20 protein-coding genes are annotated in these 16332 nt (G+C 60.7%); 12 read left to right on the top strand and 8 right to left on the bottom strand.

Features of this window, described 5'->3' with window-relative positions; all coding sequences use genetic code 11:
* Positions 1–49 precede the first annotated feature (49 nt).
* Genes ACIQ1A_RS06205 through ACIQ1A_RS06225 form a run of 5 tightly spaced genes read left to right on the top strand, consistent with a single transcriptional unit; the run spans position 50 to position 2918 of the window.
* Positions 50–178, top strand: a complete 129-nt coding sequence (locus tag ACIQ1A_RS06205) for a lipoprotein (protein WP_395770202.1) — start codon at positions 50–52, stop codon at positions 176–178.
* A gap of 20 nt (positions 179–198) precedes the next feature.
* Positions 199–1008 carry a diaminopimelate epimerase gene (gene dapF / locus ACIQ1A_RS06210; RefSeq protein ID WP_395770222.1) on the top strand — a complete coding sequence of 270 codons (810 nt, stop codon included), beginning with the start codon at positions 199–201 and terminating at the stop codon, positions 1006–1008.
* On the top strand, positions 1001–1675 hold the full coding sequence (locus ACIQ1A_RS06215; protein WP_395770203.1) for a DUF484 family protein: 675 nt from the start codon (positions 1001–1003) through the stop codon (positions 1673–1675). Before dapF ends, ACIQ1A_RS06215 begins: the two co-directional genes overlap by 8 nt.
* Entirely contained in the window at positions 1672–2571 is a 900-nt protein-coding gene (gene xerC / locus ACIQ1A_RS06220; RefSeq protein ID WP_395770204.1) for a tyrosine recombinase XerC, read from the top strand. Before ACIQ1A_RS06215 ends, xerC begins: the two co-directional genes overlap by 4 nt.
* Positions 2568–2918, top strand: a complete 351-nt coding sequence (locus ACIQ1A_RS06225; RefSeq protein WP_395770205.1) for a gamma-butyrobetaine hydroxylase-like domain-containing protein — start codon at positions 2568–2570, stop codon at positions 2916–2918. The genes xerC and ACIQ1A_RS06225 overlap by 4 nt, the downstream gene beginning before the upstream one ends.
* Positions 2919–2924: 6 nt before the next feature.
* On the opposite strand, the gene ACIQ1A_RS06230 is transcribed toward ACIQ1A_RS06225, so the two are convergent.
* Complete coding sequence (locus ACIQ1A_RS06230) at positions 2925–3407, bottom strand: hypothetical protein (RefSeq protein ID WP_395770206.1); 483 nt, start codon at positions 3405–3407, stop codon at positions 2925–2927.
* A 101-nt stretch (positions 3408–3508) separates the two neighbouring features.
* Between ACIQ1A_RS06230 and ubiE the strand changes: the two genes are divergently transcribed.
* From ubiE to ACIQ1A_RS06245, 3 genes are read left to right on the top strand one after another with little or no spacing between them, the layout of a single operon-like run.
* Positions 3509–4255 carry a bifunctional demethylmenaquinone methyltransferase/2-methoxy-6-polyprenyl-1,4-benzoquinol methylase UbiE gene (gene ubiE / locus ACIQ1A_RS06235; RefSeq protein ID WP_395770207.1) on the top strand — a complete coding sequence of 249 codons (747 nt, stop codon included), beginning with the start codon at positions 3509–3511 and terminating at the stop codon, positions 4253–4255.
* Between the two features lie 5 nt (positions 4256–4260).
* On the top strand, positions 4261–6174 hold the full coding sequence (locus ACIQ1A_RS06240; protein WP_395770208.1) for a M1 family metallopeptidase: 1914 nt from the start codon (positions 4261–4263) through the stop codon (positions 6172–6174).
* On the top strand, positions 6171–7085 hold the full coding sequence (locus ACIQ1A_RS06245; protein WP_395770209.1) for an alpha/beta fold hydrolase: 915 nt from the start codon (positions 6171–6173) through the stop codon (positions 7083–7085). The genes ACIQ1A_RS06240 and ACIQ1A_RS06245 overlap by 4 nt, the downstream gene beginning before the upstream one ends.
* A gap of 2 nt (positions 7086–7087) precedes the next feature.
* Here ACIQ1A_RS06245 and ACIQ1A_RS06250 read toward each other — a convergent pair whose 3' ends face one another.
* Together ACIQ1A_RS06250 and ACIQ1A_RS06255 are read right to left on the bottom strand one after the other, a co-directional pair.
* The gene (locus ACIQ1A_RS06250; RefSeq protein WP_395770210.1) at positions 7088–7639 is read right to left on the bottom strand and encodes a hypothetical protein; all 552 of its coding nucleotides are present in this window, start codon (positions 7637–7639) and stop codon (positions 7088–7090) included.
* Positions 7640–7688: 49 nt separating this feature from the next.
* Complete coding sequence (locus tag ACIQ1A_RS06255; RefSeq protein ID WP_395770223.1) at positions 7689–8441, bottom strand: hypothetical protein; 753 nt, start codon at positions 8439–8441, stop codon at positions 7689–7691.
* 121 nt (positions 8442–8562) lie between these two features.
* Here ACIQ1A_RS06255 and gpmI point away from each other — a divergent pair, with 121 nt between their 5' ends.
* Genes gpmI through ACIQ1A_RS06270 form a run of 3 tightly spaced genes read left to right on the top strand, consistent with a single transcriptional unit; the run spans position 8563 to position 12511 of the window.
* Entirely contained in the window at positions 8563–10095 is a 1533-nt protein-coding gene (gene gpmI / locus ACIQ1A_RS06260) for a 2,3-bisphosphoglycerate-independent phosphoglycerate mutase (protein WP_395770211.1), read from the top strand.
* Positions 10092–11270: a murein hydrolase activator EnvC family protein gene (locus ACIQ1A_RS06265; protein ID WP_395770212.1), complete on the top strand. Its 1179-nt coding sequence runs from the start codon at positions 10092–10094 to the stop codon at positions 11268–11270. The genes gpmI and ACIQ1A_RS06265 overlap by 4 nt, the downstream gene beginning before the upstream one ends.
* The gene (locus ACIQ1A_RS06270) at positions 11267–12511 is read left to right on the top strand and encodes a S41 family peptidase (protein ID WP_395770213.1); all 1245 of its coding nucleotides are present in this window, start codon (positions 11267–11269) and stop codon (positions 12509–12511) included. Before ACIQ1A_RS06265 ends, ACIQ1A_RS06270 begins: the two co-directional genes overlap by 4 nt.
* A gap of 41 nt (positions 12512–12552) precedes the next feature.
* Here ACIQ1A_RS06270 and ACIQ1A_RS06275 read toward each other — a convergent pair whose 3' ends face one another.
* Both ACIQ1A_RS06275 and ACIQ1A_RS06280 read right to left on the bottom strand, forming a co-directional pair.
* The gene (locus ACIQ1A_RS06275; RefSeq protein ID WP_395770214.1) at positions 12553–12792 is read right to left on the bottom strand and encodes a GlsB/YeaQ/YmgE family stress response membrane protein; all 240 of its coding nucleotides are present in this window, start codon (positions 12790–12792) and stop codon (positions 12553–12555) included.
* Between the two features lie 80 nt (positions 12793–12872).
* Entirely contained in the window at positions 12873–13442 is a 570-nt protein-coding gene (locus ACIQ1A_RS06280) for a DUF4126 domain-containing protein (RefSeq protein ID WP_395770215.1), read from the bottom strand.
* Positions 13443–13518: 76 nt separating this feature from the next.
* Between ACIQ1A_RS06280 and ACIQ1A_RS06285 the strand changes: the two genes are divergently transcribed.
* Complete coding sequence (locus tag ACIQ1A_RS06285; RefSeq protein WP_395770216.1) at positions 13519–14793, top strand: MFS transporter; 1275 nt, start codon at positions 13519–13521, stop codon at positions 14791–14793.
* A 31-nt stretch (positions 14794–14824) separates the two neighbouring features.
* Here ACIQ1A_RS06285 and ACIQ1A_RS06290 read toward each other — a convergent pair whose 3' ends face one another.
* From ACIQ1A_RS06290 to ACIQ1A_RS06300, 3 genes are read right to left on the bottom strand one after another with little or no spacing between them, the layout of a single operon-like run.
* Complete coding sequence (locus ACIQ1A_RS06290; RefSeq protein ID WP_395770217.1) at positions 14825–15328, bottom strand: hypothetical protein; 504 nt, start codon at positions 15326–15328, stop codon at positions 14825–14827.
* A gap of 57 nt (positions 15329–15385) precedes the next feature.
* On the bottom strand, positions 15386–15940 hold the full coding sequence (locus ACIQ1A_RS06295) for a GNAT family N-acetyltransferase (RefSeq protein WP_395770218.1): 555 nt from the start codon (positions 15938–15940) through the stop codon (positions 15386–15388).
* Complete coding sequence (locus ACIQ1A_RS06300) at positions 15925–16215, bottom strand: helix-hairpin-helix domain-containing protein (protein ID WP_395770219.1); 291 nt, start codon at positions 16213–16215, stop codon at positions 15925–15927. Before ACIQ1A_RS06300 ends, ACIQ1A_RS06295 begins: the two co-directional genes overlap by 16 nt.
* Positions 16216–16332 lie beyond the last annotated feature (117 nt).

Here is a 16332-nt window from a genome sequence, read left to right on the forward strand (position 1 = left end):
GCAGGCCCTTTTTCATGCCTGCCGGGCCGGGAACGGCTATACTTTCCCCATGAAACGACACGCCCTGAGAACCCTCATTGTGCTGCTCTGCAGCAGCCTGTTGCTGGCCGCCTGCGGCAACAAAGGTCCATTGGTCAAACCCGAACCGGAAAAGACCGAGGCCGGAGCCGCGCAGTGAGTTCCCTGCGTTTTGCCAAAATGCAGGGTGCCGGCAATGATTTTGCCGTCATCGATTGCAGGGACGGCGCAGCCCTTCCGGATGCCGAACAGATCCGTCGCATGGGCGACCGCCACTTCGGCATCGGATTCGATCAGTTGCTGATCATCGAGGCACCCACATCACCCGGCGCCGTCGCGTCCTATCGTATCCTCAATCAGGACGGCAGTTTCGCCGGACAGTGCGGCAACGGCGCGCGTTGCGTCGCGCACTGGCTGGTGCGCAGCGGCGTCACCACGGCCCCCGAGTTCCTTCTCGACAGCCCGGCCGGCGTGATCACTGTGCGCCGGACCGGAAATGATTATGCACTCGGCATGGGCCATCCGCGCTTCGCGCCGGAGCAGATTCCCTTGCTGGCCGAAGCCGACGTGCTGCAGTATTTTCTGCCGCTGGATGGCGAGCAACATGCGTTTTCCGCCGTCTCCATGGGCAATCCGCATGCGGTTTTCCGGGTCGACAGCGTCCTGGATGCGCCGGTCGAACGCTGGGGCAAAGCGGTCCAGGCCGCGCATGTGTTTCCGGAGGGCGTCAATGTCGGTTTCGCGGAAATACAGGATCGCGCCAATATCCGGTTGCGGGTGTTTGAACGCGGCGTCGGCGAAACCCTGGCCTGCGGTTCCGGCGCCTGTGCCGCGGCGGTCAGTTTGATGCGGCAGAACCTGGTGGCGCGTTCGCTGGCGGTGCATTTGCCGGGCGGAACGCTTATGATTGATTGGCCCGAGGATGCGGCGGCGGTCACCATGACCGGCCCTGCGGTCTGGGTCTATGACGGAGAATGGCGAGATGATTGACGACAGTGCGGAAAAACTGAGCGCGCATGAAGTGGCGGTGTGGCTGCGACGGCATCCGAATTTCCTCGCCCAGTTTCCCGATCTCGCGCTCAGTCTGGTGGTGCCGAAAGAAGACGGCAAGACCGCCTCGCTGTCGTCCTACCAGTTGGAAATCCTGCGCGACAAAAACCGCGACCTGACCCGACGTCTCAACGAGCTTGGCATGAATGCCCAGGATAACGAGCGCCTGACCCAGCAAATCCATGCCCTCAGTCTCGGCCTGCTGCGTGCGCGTCAACCCGCCGATGTCATACAGACGCTGGCGGCCTGTCTGAAAGAGGACTTCGCAGGAGAAAGCGTGCGTGTCATCAGTTTCATGTCGGTGCCCGGCATGTTGGGCGACTGGTTCAGCCATATTCCTGCGGAAGATCCGCGCCTGCAGCCCTTTGCCGACTGTCTGGCCAATGGCGAGCCGATCTGCGGACGCCTCAATCCGGAAAAACTGCCGGTACTTTTCGGTGACGACCGCACCCATACGCAATCCATCGCACTGATTCCGGTTGCGGACGTCGGACTGATCGCGGTTGGCAGCGCCGATCCGCACCGCTTCTATCCCGGCATGGGCACCCTGTTCCTGCGCTGGATCGGCGAACTGTTCCAGACGGCATTCATCCAATCCCGGCGATGAGCGGCATTGCCGCCGGCGTCGATCGCTTTCTCGACTATCTGGCCGTCGAACGGCAGGCCTCGCCGCACACCCTGAGCAATTACCGCCGCGATCTGCTGGCGTGGCAGGACTATTGCCGGCAGCAGAACATCGATAATCCCGACCAGCTGCAATTCGCCCACATCCAGCAGTTCATGGCCCAGGAGCATCGCCGCGGTCTTTCCGCCAAGAGCGTGCAGCGTCGGCTCTCGGCCTTGCGCAGTCAATTCAAGTTTCTGATGAAACGCGGCGAACTGCGCGATGATCCCAGCACCGGTCTGCGCGCCCCCAAGGCCGCGCGCAAGCTACCGCAGGTGCTGGATGTCGACGAAGCCGTCCGTCTGGTCGAGCTGCCGACTGCCGGCGGACTCGGTCTGCGTGACCGTGCCCTGCTCGAACTGTTGTATTCATCGGGCCTGCGCGTGTCGGAGCTGTGCGCATTGCGTTGGCAGGATCTGGATCTCGATGACAGTCTGGTGACCGTGTTTGGCAAAGGCAGCAAGACCCGGATCGTGCCAATCGGCAGTCATGCGCTGACGGCTTTGCGGGACTGGCATGCCGCCGGTGCCGCAGCGGCTCATGCGCCGGTATTCCCCGGCCGTGGCGGAGCCGCCATCAGCACCCGTGCCGTGCAGCTGCGCCTTCGCCAGTTGGCACAGCAGCAGGGCATCTGGAAACGCGTGTATCCGCATCTGCTGCGGCACAGTTTTGCCAGCCATATGCTGGAATCCTCCGGCGATCTGCGCAGCGTGCAGGAGCTGCTCGGCCATGCCGACATCGCCACCACCCAGATCTACACCCATCTCGATTTCCAGCGTCTGGCCACGGTCTATGACGCGGCGCATCCGCGTGCGAAACGCAAAAAAGAAAGTCCATGAACCCCAAGCCGACCGACCTGATTCTGCACCGCGCCTCCCATCTGCTGGAAGTGGCTTTCGACGACGGCAGCCGATACCGCCTGCCCTGCGAATACCTGCGCGTCGAGTCGCCCTCGGCGGAAGTTCAGGGTCACAGTCCGGATCAACGCGTGTGGGTCGCTGGCAAGCGCGACGTCAACATCAGCGCCATCGAGCCGATCGGCAATTACGCGGTGGTACTGCGTTTCAATGACGGCCACGAAACCGGTATCTATACCTGGAGTTTTCTGAAGGAGTTGGGTGAGCAGTATGAAGTGCGCTGGGCGCGCTATCTCGACATGCTCGCGCAACAGGGACTGAGCCGCTAGTTCCGATCAGAGATCGTCTTTGCCGCTGAGTTCCAGTTCCATGTCATCGGCGGCCTCGGCCGCGATTTCCAACGCGCTTTCCAGTTCTTCGGCATCGATGGTGTCCGGTAGTTTGATGACGTAATACAGGACCTCGTCACGGACTTCCCAGCTGCCGAGTTTGTATTCGCCGCTGCTTTCCAGGAGCTCCCGGGCTTTGGTACCGGACAGCGGGTAATCGCCGAGCTTGAGCGCCGGGGCGAAAATCTCCCGGATATCGAAAGCGCCGACGCTTTCGGTTGTTCCGGAAACGAATACCAGCTGGGAACGATTGTCCTGTTTGTAGGAGAAGGTCAGTTTGAAGTCGCCGTCTTCGTACACCTCGTATTTCATGGCGCGCGCATCCAGACGTTTCTTCACGCTGGCATCGCCTTCGGGCGCCGCCAGGGCAGTGGAACAGGTGAACAGAAGGCTCATGATCAGGAGGACGGTCGGGCGCAGGCTGGCCATGGGCGATCTCTTTCGGAAAGGAGCCCCATTCTGGGATATCCGGCGGGTTCCGTCCAGCCGTTGGGCCGTGAAAAGGCGGCTAGAGCGTGTGATAATAGGCCATGAACGATAAAACCACCCATTTCGGCTTCCGCGACGTTCCGGTCGAAGAAAAGAAAAAACTGGTCGGCGAAGTGTTCACCTCGGTCGCCGGCAAATACGATGTGATGAACGACCTGATGTCTCTGGGCGTGCACCGGTTGTGGAAGCGCTACTTTACCGGCACTTCCGGCATCAAGCACGGCGACCGCGTCCTTGACCTGGCCGGCGGCACCGGCGACATTGCCAAGCTGCTGCTCGAGCGCGTCGGCGATACCGGCGAAATCATCATCGGCGACATCAACCGCGAGATGCTCGGTGTCGGCCGCGACCGATTGACCGACCTCGGCCTGATCAAGGGTCTGCGTTATGTGCAACTGAACGCCGAAGCCCTGCCGTTTCCCGACAGCAGCTTCGACGCCATCACCATGGCCTTCGGTCTGCGCAATGTCACCGACAAGTTGACGGCGCTGAAATCCATGCACCGCATCCTGAAACCCGGCGGCAAAGTGATGGTCCTCGAATTTTCGGAAGTGCAGGCCGAGTGGTTCCGTCCGATTTACGATTTCCACTCGTTCAAGGTGTTGCCGAAGCTCGGCGAACTGATTGCCGGCGATGCGCACAGCTACCGCTATCTGGCCGAGTCGATCCGCAAGCACCCCAACCAAGCGGGTCTGAAAACGATGATGGAACAGGCCGGTTTCGAGCAATGCGCGGTCCGCAATCTTTCCGGCGGCATCGTCGCCATCCATAGCGGTTTCAAGATCTGAGGGAAATGCCCATGTTCCGTTTGTTGATTGCCGCGCTGATGGCGCTGACCCTGAGTGCCTGCAAGCCCGCTGTCGAAACTGCCGGGCCTGCGGGCAATGTGGTGGACAGCGCCGATGTGCCCGATCCGAACTCCTACGCACAGCCGGAACGCGTCCGCATCGAACATCTGGTGTTGGATCTGCGCGCCGATATGCAGGCACGCACGCTTGCCGGTAGCGCCGAGCTTTTTCTGAAATGGCAGGATGACAAAGCCCGCGAACTGGTGCTGGATACCCGTGATCTGCAGATTCGCAGCGTGCAGGGCTTCGACGGAAAGGCCTGGAAGAATCTGTCCTACCGGCTCGATACCGCTGACCTGATACTCGGTTCGGCCTTGCGCATCAGGCTTCCGTCCGCGTTGCCGCGTGTGCGTATCGGTTACAGCACGGTTCCGGAGGCTTCCGGTCTGCAGTGGCTGACGCCGGAAATGACGTCCAGCAAACAAGCCTTCATGTTCAGCCAATCACAGGCCATCCATGCCCGCTCCTGGGTGCCCTTGCAGGATACACCGGGCGTGCGTTTCACCTACGATGCCCGCATCCGCACCGATGCGTCACTGATGGCCTTGATGAGCGCCGACAATGATCCGAAAGCGGTGCGTGACGGCGATTACCGGTTCAGCATGCCGCAGAAAATTCCGTCCTATCTGTTGGCCATCGCGGTCGGTGATGTCGTGTTCAAGCCGATTTCTGGACGCTCCGGCGTGTGGGCCGAACCGGGCGTGGCCGATGCCGCCGCCGTCGAGTTCGCCGATACCGAGAAGATGATCCAGGTCGCCGAGAAACTTTACGGCCCTTACCAATGGGGTCGCTACGACATGCTCATCCTGCCGGCCAGTTTCCCGTTCGGCGGCATGGAAAATCCGCGCCTGAGTTTCATCACGCCGACGGTCATCGTCGGTGACAAATCCTTGACCAGTTTGATTGCGCACGAATTGGCGCACTCCTGGTCGGGCAATCTGGTCACCAACAGTTCCTGGAAGGACATCTGGCTCAATGAAGGCTTCACCAGCTATGTGGAAAACCGCATCGTCGAAGAAGTCTATGGCCGCGAACTGGCCGACATGGAGAATGTCATCAGCCAGGCCGGCCTGGCCGAAGCGCTGAAATCCACGCCGCCGGCTGATCAGGTGCTGGCTCTGCCGCCCCTGACCGGCCGCGATCCGGACGAGGCGCTCAGCGATGTCGCCTACATCAAAGGCCAGTGGTTTCTGATGTTCCTCGAGCAACGTTTCGGACGCGAGACCTTCGATGCCTTCCTGCGGCACTGGTTCACCACTCATGCCTTCACCAGCAGCCACAGTGCCGAGTTCGAGCGCTTCCTGACTGTTGAGCTGTTGGATAAACATCCCGGAAAGGTCAGCATCGGCGAAATCCGCGAGTGGCTGCATCGTCCGGGCATTCCGTCCTCGGCCAAGCCGTCCGTTTCATCGCGTTTCGTTGCCATCGACAAGGCGCAGGCGCAGTGGTTCGCCGGCGATGTTTCCGCAAGTGAACTTGCGAGCAGCGCCTGGGGCACTCAGGAATGGGTGCGATTCCTCGAGCGCATGCCGGCAACGCTGACCAGCGCACAGACGGCCGAGCTCGATGCAGCCTTCCGTTTCAGCGGAACCCCGAACCCCGAAATTGCCCAACGCTGGTATCCATTGACGGTTCGTAGCGGATACACCAGCGCGCGCCCGGAAATCGAGAAGTTCCTGATTGCCATCGGGCGCCGCAAACTGATCATGCCGATCTATGCCGAATTGGCCAAAACCGATGACGGCCGTATGTTCGCCACGGCGGTGTTCGAGAAAGCCCGTCCGGGCTATCATCCGATCACCATCGGCTCGGTAGAGGCCGCTCTGAAAGCGCCGGAACCCAAAGCGAAACAGCCATGAAGAAGCTGCTGGCCGCCATTGTGGTTCTGACGGCTCTGGCGATTGCCGGCGTGATGCTGTTTCCGGCACAGATGCTGCGTGCCGAATTCGCCCGCCAGCGGCTTCTGGCCGGAGCCGAGGCCCAGGAGAAAACCGTGGCCGGTGAACGCTGGCATTATCTGCAGGCCGGCCAAGGACCGTTGATCGTTCTCGTGCACGGCTATACCGGCAGCAAGGAAAACTGGTTGCCGGTGATGCGGCAACTGGCACGCGATCACCGCGTCATTGCGGTTGATCTGCCCGGCTGGGGCGAAAGCATTCCCCTCGCCGGTGCCGATTACGGCCCCACCGCACAGGCTGAACGACTCAGCGCGTTCCTGAGTTCGGAACCGGAGCCGGCGGCATTGCTGGTCGGTCACTCCATGGGTGGCATGATTTCCGGTCTGATGACCGCTACGCATCCCGAACAGGTCGAGCGTATCGTTTTCATGTCCTCGGCGGGCGTGCGCTTCAACGAAAATGAATTCGCCCGACGCGTGCTCAAAGGCGACAATCCGTTCGCAGTGTATGAGATCGAGAGCTTCCGCGGCTTTCTGAATGATTTCGTATTCGCCGATGCCCCCTATGTTCCGGAACCGATGCTGGGTGCCATCATCGAACAGCGCAAAGCACGCCGTGATTTCGAGCAGCGTGTGTTCACCCAGATCCGCATCGGGCCCGAGGCGTTCCTGCTGCAGCAGCGCTTGCCGGAAATACCACAAGCAGCCGGTCTGCTCTGGTGCGATGGCGATCGCATCATCGATGCGAGTGCGGCGGCCGTGTTCGCTGACGGCCTGAAAAGCTCCGAAACCAAAATTCTGAAAGGGTGCGGCCACATGCCGATGATGGAACAGCCGGATGCCGTGGCCACTTTCCTGCTTACGCGTTTCTGAGTTCAGCGGCCCTGCCGCTGCAGGGCGATCAGCTGTTGAACCAAGGCCATGGCATCACCGATGGGCAGATTTTCCGGTTGGATCACCCGTGCGGTTTTATCCATATCCTTGCAAGCGCCCAGGGCGTAATGTGACTCCGATCCGAAGAGGAACATGACGGTATGTTTCGGCCGTGGGCGGTAGGTCATGAAGCGTTCGGCGATCTCCAGCACGCCGGCAACTTGGACGGCATCGGTCCAGGGCGCGTAATAGACCACGGGCGCCGTGCTTTTTTCAGTGCCGGCCAGCTCCGCCTTCAGGCCGCGCCTGTCGCCACACTGGCTTGGGCCGGTCGGCAGCCCCAAACGCGTGAACTGATAGCCCAGATAGGATAAGCGGAGTGCCTGGGCATAGTCGCCGAACCGGTGGTCGGCAGGCTCGGCTACCGCCAGACCCTGCAGATGCTGGGAGAAATCCTCGGCGGAGATTTCCGGGCCGAAGCTGGATTGCGCGGATAGATTAGGAGCTGCCGCAAGCGCGGCGGCAAGGCAAAGCAGGGCAGGTCTGAAACGCATGAAGCCTCCGGGAAGGAGGCTCCATTGTAAACGCTGAGCGGACAATTCTCTATTTGAAATCCGGTTCCTTGCCGGTGAATACCACCGGCTTCAGGGCTTCAGCCTTACCGGCCTCGGCCTCGAGATAGATGATCTTTCCGTATTTCGCGGTGCTGTGCACATACAGTTCGACTTCGCGTTCGAACACCAGGTTGCCCTTGACCGTGCTGTTCGGACCGAGAACGATGCGCGGTACTTTCGGTTTGCCCCAGATCATGCCCCAGTTGCTCGGTTTTTTGACGGTGACATTGCCGCCGATGACGGTGCCGTCGCCGACGGTGATATTGCCGTTGACGGTTTCCACGCCGCCGCCGACGGTCAGCGACAGCAGTTTGATGCTGCCGTTGACGGTTTCGACCTGGCTGCCGATGGTGCTGTGCGCGCCGAGCTCAATCGAGCCGTTGACCGCCTCCACACTCTTCTGCACCCGCAGATTGCTGACCCCGACGATGGCCCCGTTCACGGTTTCGACGCTACGGGCGCTGGCGCCGTTGCGAAGGACGATTTTGCCGTTGACGGTACTGACGTCCTGCACGTTGGCAAAGGCATCGATGGCGATGCTTCCGTTGACGGTTTCCACATTCCGGGCCACGGCCTTGGCCTCGACCGTGATCGAGCCGTTGACGGTATCGATGTCGCCGTAGGTCCGTCCGGCTTCGGCGACCAAGCTGCCATTGACCTTGGACAGATCGGGCGCGCCCTCTCCAGCCTGTGTCGCGCCGATGACCGTGGACAGGGCCAAGGCCAGGGCAATACGTTTCAAGGCGATACGGTTCATAAACGGTCCTCGCGGAAATGATGGTGCTAGTATTGCCGTGACTGCTAGAATTGTCATGTGTCATAAGTTGGTAGGCAATTCGGCCCATCTGGGACAGGAGCAGGACGTGGCAAAGGCGAAACCGGTGGTATTGCTGATTCTCGACGGCTGGGGTTACCGGGCCGAAAGCGAGGACAACGCCATCGCTCTGGCCGAACTGCCGGCCTGGCGGCGCCTGCTGGCCGAGTGCCCGAATACCCTGATCCATACCGAAGGCCGTTTCGTCGGTTTGCCGGATGGCCAGATGGGTAATTCCGAAGTCGGTCACATGAATATCGGTGCCGGCCGCATCGTCTATCAGGACCTGACCCGCGTCGATGCCGCCATCGAGGACGGCAGCTTTGCCGATAATTCCGAATTGCTGGCGGCCATTGCCGCCGCCGAGTCCGGCGGCCATTGCCTGCATGTCATGGGTCTGCTCTCGCCCGGCGGCGTGCATAGCCACGAACAGCACATCTTCGCTTTTTTGCGTCTGGCCAAATCGCGCGGTGCTGGCCGGGTGCGGGTCCATGCATTTCTGGACGGCCGCGACATGCCACCGCAGTCCGCCGAAGCCAGCCTGCGCGCCCTTGAGGACGTGTGTGCGGAGCTCGGGCAAACCGAAATCGCCAGCGTGACCGGCCGTTATTACGCCATGGACCGCGACCAACGCTGGGAGCGTGTCGCGCCGGCCTATGCTGCCATCGCAGGAGCGCGCGCCGCACACCATGCCGGTAGCGCCCTGCAGGCCCTGCAATTGGCCTATGCCCGTGGCGAGACCGACGAATTCGTGGCCGCGACCGTCTTGCCGTCGGCGGCACCGATGCAAGACGGCGATGCCGTGGTGTTCATGAACTTCCGTGCCGACCGTGCCCGTCAGCTGACCGCCTGTTTCACCGATCCGGCGTTCAATGGATTCGACCGAGTGCCGTTGCCGAAGCTCTCGTGTTTCGTGTGCCTGAGTGAGTACGATGCCCGTTTGCCAGCGCGTGTGGCCTATCCGCCGGAAAGCCTTCGCAATACTCTGGCCGAGGTGTTGGCAGCTCACGGCAAGACCCAGCTGCGCATCGCTGAAACCGAAAAGTACGCGCATGTCACTTTCTTTTTCAACGGCGGTGTCGAACAGCCGGTGCCGGGCGAAGAGCGCATTCTCATTCCTTCGCCGAAGGTTGCGACTTACGACCTGCAGCCGGAAATGAGCTGTCCGGAATTGACCCTGAAACTGACCGAAGCGATTGCTTCCGGCCGGTTCGATGTCATCATCTGTAATATCGCCAATCCCGACATGGTTGGTCACACCGGCAGCCTGCCGGCCGCCATCAAGGCCGCAGAAGCGGTCGATGTGGCGCTAGGCGCTATGCGTCACGCGGTTGAAGCGTCCGGCGGCGTACTGTTGGTCACCGCCGATCACGGCAATGTCGAATTGATGCGTGATCCGGTCACCGGCGAACCGCATACCGCGCATACCGTTGGCCCGGTGTACTTCGTGCTGTGCGGACATGCCGGGCCGCTGCGTTCCGGCGGCTCGCTGCGCGACATCGCGCCGACCCTGCTGGACCTGATGGCGCTGCCACAACCCGAAGAAATGACCGGACGCAGTCTGATCGGACATCACGCATGACCTTCCGCGGTCTGCTGCTGTTGACCTGCATTGTGCTGGCGGCACCGGTCGGAGCACAGAGTAAAGCGCCGCCGGCCAAAAGCGCCGCTGAAGCGGAAAAGAAAATCGAAACCCTGCGCAAGGAAATCAAGACGCTGACCAAGGCGCAGCGCGAGCTTGAAGAAAAGCGTAACCGGGAGGCCAAGCAGCTGCGCCAGATCGACCAGAAAGTGGCTGAAAGCAGCAAAAACCTCAATCAGGTCGAATCGGCCATCGATAGCCAGGAGCACAAGCTCGATGTTCTGGAAATCGAACAGGAAAAGCTCGAGCGCGAACTGCGTGCGCAGAAAACCGAGTTGGCGCAGCTGATGCGTGCCGCCTACCGGCTGGGCGATAACAGCGAGCTGAAACAGCTCCTGTCCCAGGACAAAATCAGTGAAGCCGCACGCTGGCTGGCCTATCACAGGTATTTCGAACAGCAGCGCCAGCTTGAAATCGGAAAATTGAATACGGAGCTGCAACAGTTGGCGGCGGTCAGCAATGCCATCGAACAGGAGAAGCAGGTCCTTGCTGTCCAGAAAGTTCAGCAGGAAAAAGCTGTTGCCGACCTGAGCGCCCAGCGCAAACAGCGCAGCGCAGCGGTCAGTTCGCTCGATGCGAAGTACAAAAACCAGCAGGCCCGCATCAAGGCCTTGGGCAAGGATGAAAAAGCCCTGCGCAGTCTTCTCGATAAACTGCGTCAGGCCGCAAGCAGCAGCAAGGCTCCGGCGGTCATCGGCCGTCCAAGCAGCAGCAAGCCGGCCGCCAAAATCACGCCGAAAAATCTGACCGGTTGGCCGTTGACCGGCACCCTGCTGGCCGGGTACGGCAACGCCATGCCGGACGGGCGTCGCAGCGAGGGCCTGCTCATCGCCGCTGCTGCCGGATCCCCCGTGCACAGTGTCGCCGCCGGGCGCGTGGTCTACGCCGACTGGCTGAAGGGCTACGGCATGTTGATGGTCATCGATCACGGCCGCGGCAACATGAGTCTTTACGCCAACAACGATGCCCTGCTCAAGGATGTCGGTGAGTCGGTGACACCCGGAGAGCGCATCGCCACAGTCGGAACTTCCGGTGCACAGAACCGGGCCGCACTCTATTTTGAAATGCGTCTGAACGGACAGCCGCAGAATCCCAACACCTGGTTGCGCCCATGAGAGTCTGTGCCGTCATGCTTCTGCTCGGTGCTGCGCTGCCGCTTGCCGCAGCGCCGGAAAAGCCCAAGAGCCCGCCGGCACGCACCGTTCCGGTCGATGAGATCCGCCGGTTTACCCAGGTGTTCGAAGCCGTGCGCGAAAGTTATGTCGATGCGCTGACTGACGAGGAAATCATGCGGGCGGGTCTGCGCGGTCTGCTGCTCGATATCGATCCGCACAGCAGTTATCTGTCGGCCAAGCAGGCGCGGGATTTCGAAGATCTGAACGAGGGCGGTTATGCCGGCATCGGCATCGAAAGCGATGAGCGCGATCCGACCCGCATCCGCGTAGTCGCACCGTTCGACGATACGCCAGCGCAGCGCGCCGGATTGCGTGCCGGCGATTTCATCACCGCCATCAACGGCATTCCGGTCAACAACGAGGACAGCAGCGCCAGCCCCGAACGCCTGCGCGGCAAGCCGGGCACCAAGGCAGTACTCACAGTGCTTCGCCAAGGTGAAAAATCGCCGCTGACCATCACGGTCATCCGGGAGGTCATTTCCATCCAGAGTGTGAAGGCACGCTGGTTGGAGCCGGGTTATGCCTATTTCCGCATCAGTGCCTTCCAGGGCGACACCGGTCTGGAGTTCCGCCGGCAATGGCAGAATCTGCAGTCTTCGGCAGCGGGTGTCAAAGCCAAAGGGATATTGCTCGATCTGCGCAGCAATCCCGGCGGGTTGGTCAATGCCGCCGTTGAAGTCGCCGATGCCTTCCTGCCGGAGGCAGTCGTGGTCAGCACCAAGGGCCGCAACGCCCTGGCCAGCAGCGTGTATTACAGCAAGCCGGGTGAACAGTTCGATGGCGTCCCGGTGCTGGTCTTAATCGATGCCGGCAGTGCCAGTGCCTCCGAAATTCTGGCCGGCGCCCTGCAGGACCACAAACGCGCCACCATCATCGGCAGCCGCAGTTTCGGCAAGGGCTCGGTGCAGAATATCATCCGGCTCGACAACGGCGATGCCTTCAAGATAACTACCGCGCGCTACTACACGCCGAATGACCGGTCGATCCAGGCCCAGGGCATCGTTCCTGACATCCTGCTCTCGGGCAATGCTCGCGCAGAAATGACCGAGCGCGATCTGCCCAAGCACATCAAAGCCGGCACAACCGAAGATGCTGATGCCGAATCCGGTGTGGTGCTGATGGGTGAGACCTACATCGATAAAGCCTTGGCCTATCTCAAGCAGGGTAAAACAAAGTCATAAAAAAGCCGCCCGAAGGCGGCTTTTGTGAAGCCGAAGCAGGCTTACTTCTTGATCAGACGAACGATGAACAGCAGGATCACGGCGCCGATGACGGCGGTGATGAAGCCACCGAAATCGCCACCGATGCTCAGGCCGAGCTTCGGCAGCAACCAGCCGCCGAGAAACGAACCGAGTACGCCGACCACGATGTCGCCGATCAGGCCGAAGCCACCGCCTTTCATGATCACGCCGGCCAGCCAGCCGGCCAATGCACCGATGAGCAGAAAAATAATCAAATCCATATCCCTCTCCAAGTATGGTTGTTATCGGAATGTTGGCAATGCCAACGCTCCGACTCTACGGGAGTGCGGGTAAAAATAGGTTAAGTGTCCTGTGTGGGTCCTGCCAACCGTTGCCGGAAGCGCTTCACGATGCGGTACAGCATCCAGAGCACGATGATGAAAGCCAAAGGCGCCAAGAACAGGGCCAGCAAGGTCAGTACGATGGCACCGAGCCCCTCGCTGCTGGAAACCACCGGGTTGGCCAGTCCACCGGTTGGCAGACTCACTGCAGCGCGCAACGCCGACGTACCCATGTGGACGATCGAGGACACGCCGCCGCCGGCGATGATGGCGAACGACCACTTCAACAGTGGCGAGGTATCACCGAGTGTCGAAGCCGTCATCAAAGTACCGGCAATGGCCGCCGCCGGGGCGAGCGCCGCATCCATGGCGTGATCAAGCCAGGGAACGTAATAGGCACCGACCTCCAGAATACTGGCCACGCCGAAGGCCAGCATGGCTTGCCAGCTGGCCAGCCATTGGAAACTGTCGCCGAGCGGGATGACTTCATAATGCCCGGCCACGCTGAGCCCGAGTAGCGGGATGAACACGCGCAGTCCGGAGGCCGCACTCAGGCCGATGCCGACCAATACGCCGATGAGGGTTTCCATGCGCACTCCTGCAGACTAGTGTTTCCGATGCGCTTAGATTAACCTGAGAACCCCGCATCCACAATAAAGTGACCGCATGCAGAACAGCGACCGTGCGCTGACCCGCAAAGACATCGACACCCTCGGCCTGTCGGCACTCGGCGGTGCTCTGGAATACTACGACTTCATCATTTTCGTGTTCCTTGCCGCCAGTATCGGGCAGCTGTTTTTTCCGCCGGACATGCCGGAGTGGCTCAAGCAGTTCCAGGTGTTCGGTATTTTCGCCGCGGGTTATCTAGCGCGCCCCATTGGCGGCCTGCTGATGGCCCACTTCGGCGATGTCGCTGGCCGAAAACGCATGTTCACCTTCAGCCTGCTTTTGATGGCGGTCCCGACCTTCATCATGGGCCTGTTGCCGACCTATGCCCAGATCGGCATCTGGGCGCCGATTCTGCTGCTGCTGATGCGCATCCTGCAGGGCGCCGCGGTCGGTGGTGAAATTCCTGGCGCCTGCGTGTTCGTATCCGAACATGTGCCGCGGCGCGTAGTCGGCCTGGCCAGTGGAACGCTAATTTCGGGATTCACCATCGGCATCCTGCTCGGCTCCCTGGTAGCCATGGCGGTCAATCATTATTTTCCGCCGGAAGTGGTATTGGACTATGCCTGGCGGCTGCCGTTCCTGCTTGGCGGCGTGTTCGGCGTTTTCGCGCTGTTTCTGCGGCGATGGTTGGAAGAGACGCCGGTCTTTCTCGCCATGAAAGCGGAGGCCGCACTGGAAGCCGGGTTGCCCTTGACGCGTGTGCTGCGTGACCACCGTGCGCAGATCTGGCCGAGCATGCTGCTGACCGGTTTCCTCAGCATCGGCATCGTGACCCTGACGCTGCTGACACCCAGCATCCTGCAGACGCAATTCCGCTATTCGTCTTCAGATGCGCTGGAAGCCAACAGCATCGCCATCCTCTGCCTGACCTTTGGCTGCATTTTCTGGGGTTGGCTGGCCGATCGCATCGGTGCCTATCGCGTGTTGCTGCTCGGAGCGGTGGCACTGTCGGCAAGCAGCTATGCGTTCTACCATGCATTGCCTGCCGAGGTCACCGACACGATACTGCTTTACAGTATTGCCGGATTCTGTTTGGGCTCGGTCGCGGTGGTGCCGATGATTCTGGTCGGATTGTTTCCGCCGGCAGTACGCTATTCCGGATTCTCGTTTTCCTACAATGTCGCCTATTCCATATTCGGCGGATTCGCACCGATGCTGGTGGCGTACTGGCTGAAGTCCGACGTATTGGCACCGGCGCATATGCTCACCATCGTGTGTGCGTTCGCGGTGGCGATGGCGTTGTATCTGCCCCTAAAGGAAAAGCGGCCCTGAGGCCGCTTTCCGGATCTGAATAACACCACGATTATTTGTTGCAGCTTTTCCCGGCAGGCAGACGGTTCATTTTTACCTCGCCGATTTCCTTGAACTGTCCACCCATTTCGCCGAAGCGAACGAAGGTCAAGGTATTGCCATCGGCCGACAGGTACCACTCGGCTTTACCGATGGTGTCACCGTTCTTCAGCCAATCCACGCTCATGCGGTGATCGGCGTAGGTGCCGTTGAGCTGCAAGACATTGGAGAGGCTGTCCAGGGAAACGCCCTCGACGCGGCCGTTGTCCAGGAAGGTATAAAAGGATTCAGTCATCTGGTTCGGCAGTGCGCCAGCGGTGTCGTAACGCATGGCGTAATCGAGATGCAGGTAAGCGCCATTCATATAGGGCGAGAATTTCGCGCAGGCGCTGAACAGCTGCCCCACGGTATCGCCGCGCCCAGACCATTCGCCATGAACACGGCCATGATCGGGGGTGGTTTTCGCGACGGCGGTGCCGGCCAATAACAGGGAAACGATGATTGCCAGACGCTTCATGGAACACCTCGGTTGTGACGATACGCTGATTATAGGGCTTAATCGCGGAAAATGAAGTCAGCCGCTGCGGTCATCGGCTATCCGTCCCGGACGGTCATTTCCGGGTTTGCAGTGATAAATGCACAGTGCCGGTTCGCCCGCATGCACAACGCGGATCTCCTGCAGGCGGAAGCCGAGTTTTTCCAGAAGCCGGCGTGAGGCTGTGTTGTCCGGGTTCACGATGGCCAGCAGCTGCGGCATTCCGAAGTCGCGTGAAGCCGCGGCGATGCTGGCGGTACAGGCCTCAAAAGCGAAACCCTTCCCGAAATATTCCGGCAGGAAGGCGTAACCCAGGTCGGCATGTTCCAGATTCGGCCGTTTGATCAGGCCGCACATGCCGATAATCTGACCGGACGACTTTTCCACCACGGCCCACAATCCGAAGCCGTGATGTTCATAACCCGACATCGGGCCGTTCAGCAGATAGGCACGCGCCTGCTCCAGATCACGCACGCCGCGGTCGGCGATGTTTTCGATGAAGCTCGGCTCGTTGAGCTGATGCAGCGCATAGCCGGCATCCTCCGGCGTGAATTCACGCAGCTGCAGACGTTCCGTTTCTAGAGTGAAGGCCATCGGCGTTTGCGCTCTGCGGTGTAATGCCACCAGACCCGTGGCGGGTTGCCGGCCATGAAGTCGGTGATTGATAGGAAGACATCCAATATGCACGGATCATGCCGCACCTGGGTGATGTCGCACAGCCGGCGATAGAGTCGGTAGGCATCCGCATCCTGTAACTGCTGTGGACGCGCGATGCCAAGCAGGCGCAGATCGCCAGCCAGCGACGGACCGATGTTCGGCAGGTCGGTGAGCTGACTGACCTGTTCGTGGCGGACTTTAGCCGGATGCATCAGGCTTTCTCGGCAATGATTTCCAGCACCATCGGCGTGATCAGCAGCGCGTTCGGATCCGCTTCCAAACGGCGCATGTCGTCCTTGACCGCGGCCACCCACGACGCATCCACCAGG

Origin of the sequence: Arenimonas sp. (assembly GCF_044353605.1) — a bacterium.
Classification (GTDB): Bacteria; Pseudomonadota; Gammaproteobacteria; order Xanthomonadales; family Xanthomonadaceae; genus Arenimonas.

Coding starts and splice junctions, on each gene's coding strand:
- ACIQ1A_RS06205 (WP_395770202.1), top strand. CDS start 50: ATGAAACGACACGCCCTGAGAACCCTCATTGTGCTGCTCTGCAGCAGC.
- dapF (WP_395770222.1), top strand. CDS start 199: ATGCAGGGTGCCGGCAATGATTTTGCCGTCATCGATTGCAGGGACGGC.
- ACIQ1A_RS06215 (WP_395770203.1), top strand. CDS start 1,001: ATGATTGACGACAGTGCGGAAAAACTGAGCGCGCATGAAGTGGCGGTG.
- xerC (WP_395770204.1), top strand. CDS start 1,672: ATGAGCGGCATTGCCGCCGGCGTCGATCGCTTTCTCGACTATCTGGCC.
- ACIQ1A_RS06225 (WP_395770205.1), top strand. CDS start 2,568: ATGAACCCCAAGCCGACCGACCTGATTCTGCACCGCGCCTCCCATCTG.
- ACIQ1A_RS06230 (WP_395770206.1), bottom strand. CDS start 3,407: ATGGCCAGCCTGCGCCCGACCGTCCTCCTGATCATGAGCCTTCTGTTC.
- ubiE (WP_395770207.1), top strand. CDS start 3,509: ATGAACGATAAAACCACCCATTTCGGCTTCCGCGACGTTCCGGTCGAA.
- ACIQ1A_RS06240 (WP_395770208.1), top strand. CDS start 4,261: ATGCCCATGTTCCGTTTGTTGATTGCCGCGCTGATGGCGCTGACCCTG.
- ACIQ1A_RS06245 (WP_395770209.1), top strand. CDS start 6,171: ATGAAGAAGCTGCTGGCCGCCATTGTGGTTCTGACGGCTCTGGCGATT.
- ACIQ1A_RS06250 (WP_395770210.1), bottom strand. CDS start 7,639: ATGCGTTTCAGACCTGCCCTGCTTTGCCTTGCCGCCGCGCTTGCGGCA.
- ACIQ1A_RS06265 (WP_395770212.1), top strand. CDS start 10,092: ATGACCTTCCGCGGTCTGCTGCTGTTGACCTGCATTGTGCTGGCGGCA.
- ACIQ1A_RS06270 (WP_395770213.1), top strand. CDS start 11,267: ATGAGAGTCTGTGCCGTCATGCTTCTGCTCGGTGCTGCGCTGCCGCTT.
- ACIQ1A_RS06275 (WP_395770214.1), bottom strand. CDS start 12,792: ATGGATTTGATTATTTTTCTGCTCATCGGTGCATTGGCCGGCTGGCTG.
- ACIQ1A_RS06280 (WP_395770215.1), bottom strand. CDS start 13,442: ATGGAAACCCTCATCGGCGTATTGGTCGGCATCGGCCTGAGTGCGGCC.
- ACIQ1A_RS06285 (WP_395770216.1), top strand. CDS start 13,519: ATGCAGAACAGCGACCGTGCGCTGACCCGCAAAGACATCGACACCCTC.
- ACIQ1A_RS06290 (WP_395770217.1), bottom strand. CDS start 15,328: ATGAAGCGTCTGGCAATCATCGTTTCCCTGTTATTGGCCGGCACCGCC.
- ACIQ1A_RS06295 (WP_395770218.1), bottom strand. CDS start 15,940: ATGGCCTTCACTCTAGAAACGGAACGTCTGCAGCTGCGTGAATTCACG.
- ACIQ1A_RS06300 (WP_395770219.1), bottom strand. CDS start 16,215: ATGCATCCGGCTAAAGTCCGCCACGAACAGGTCAGTCAGCTCACCGAC.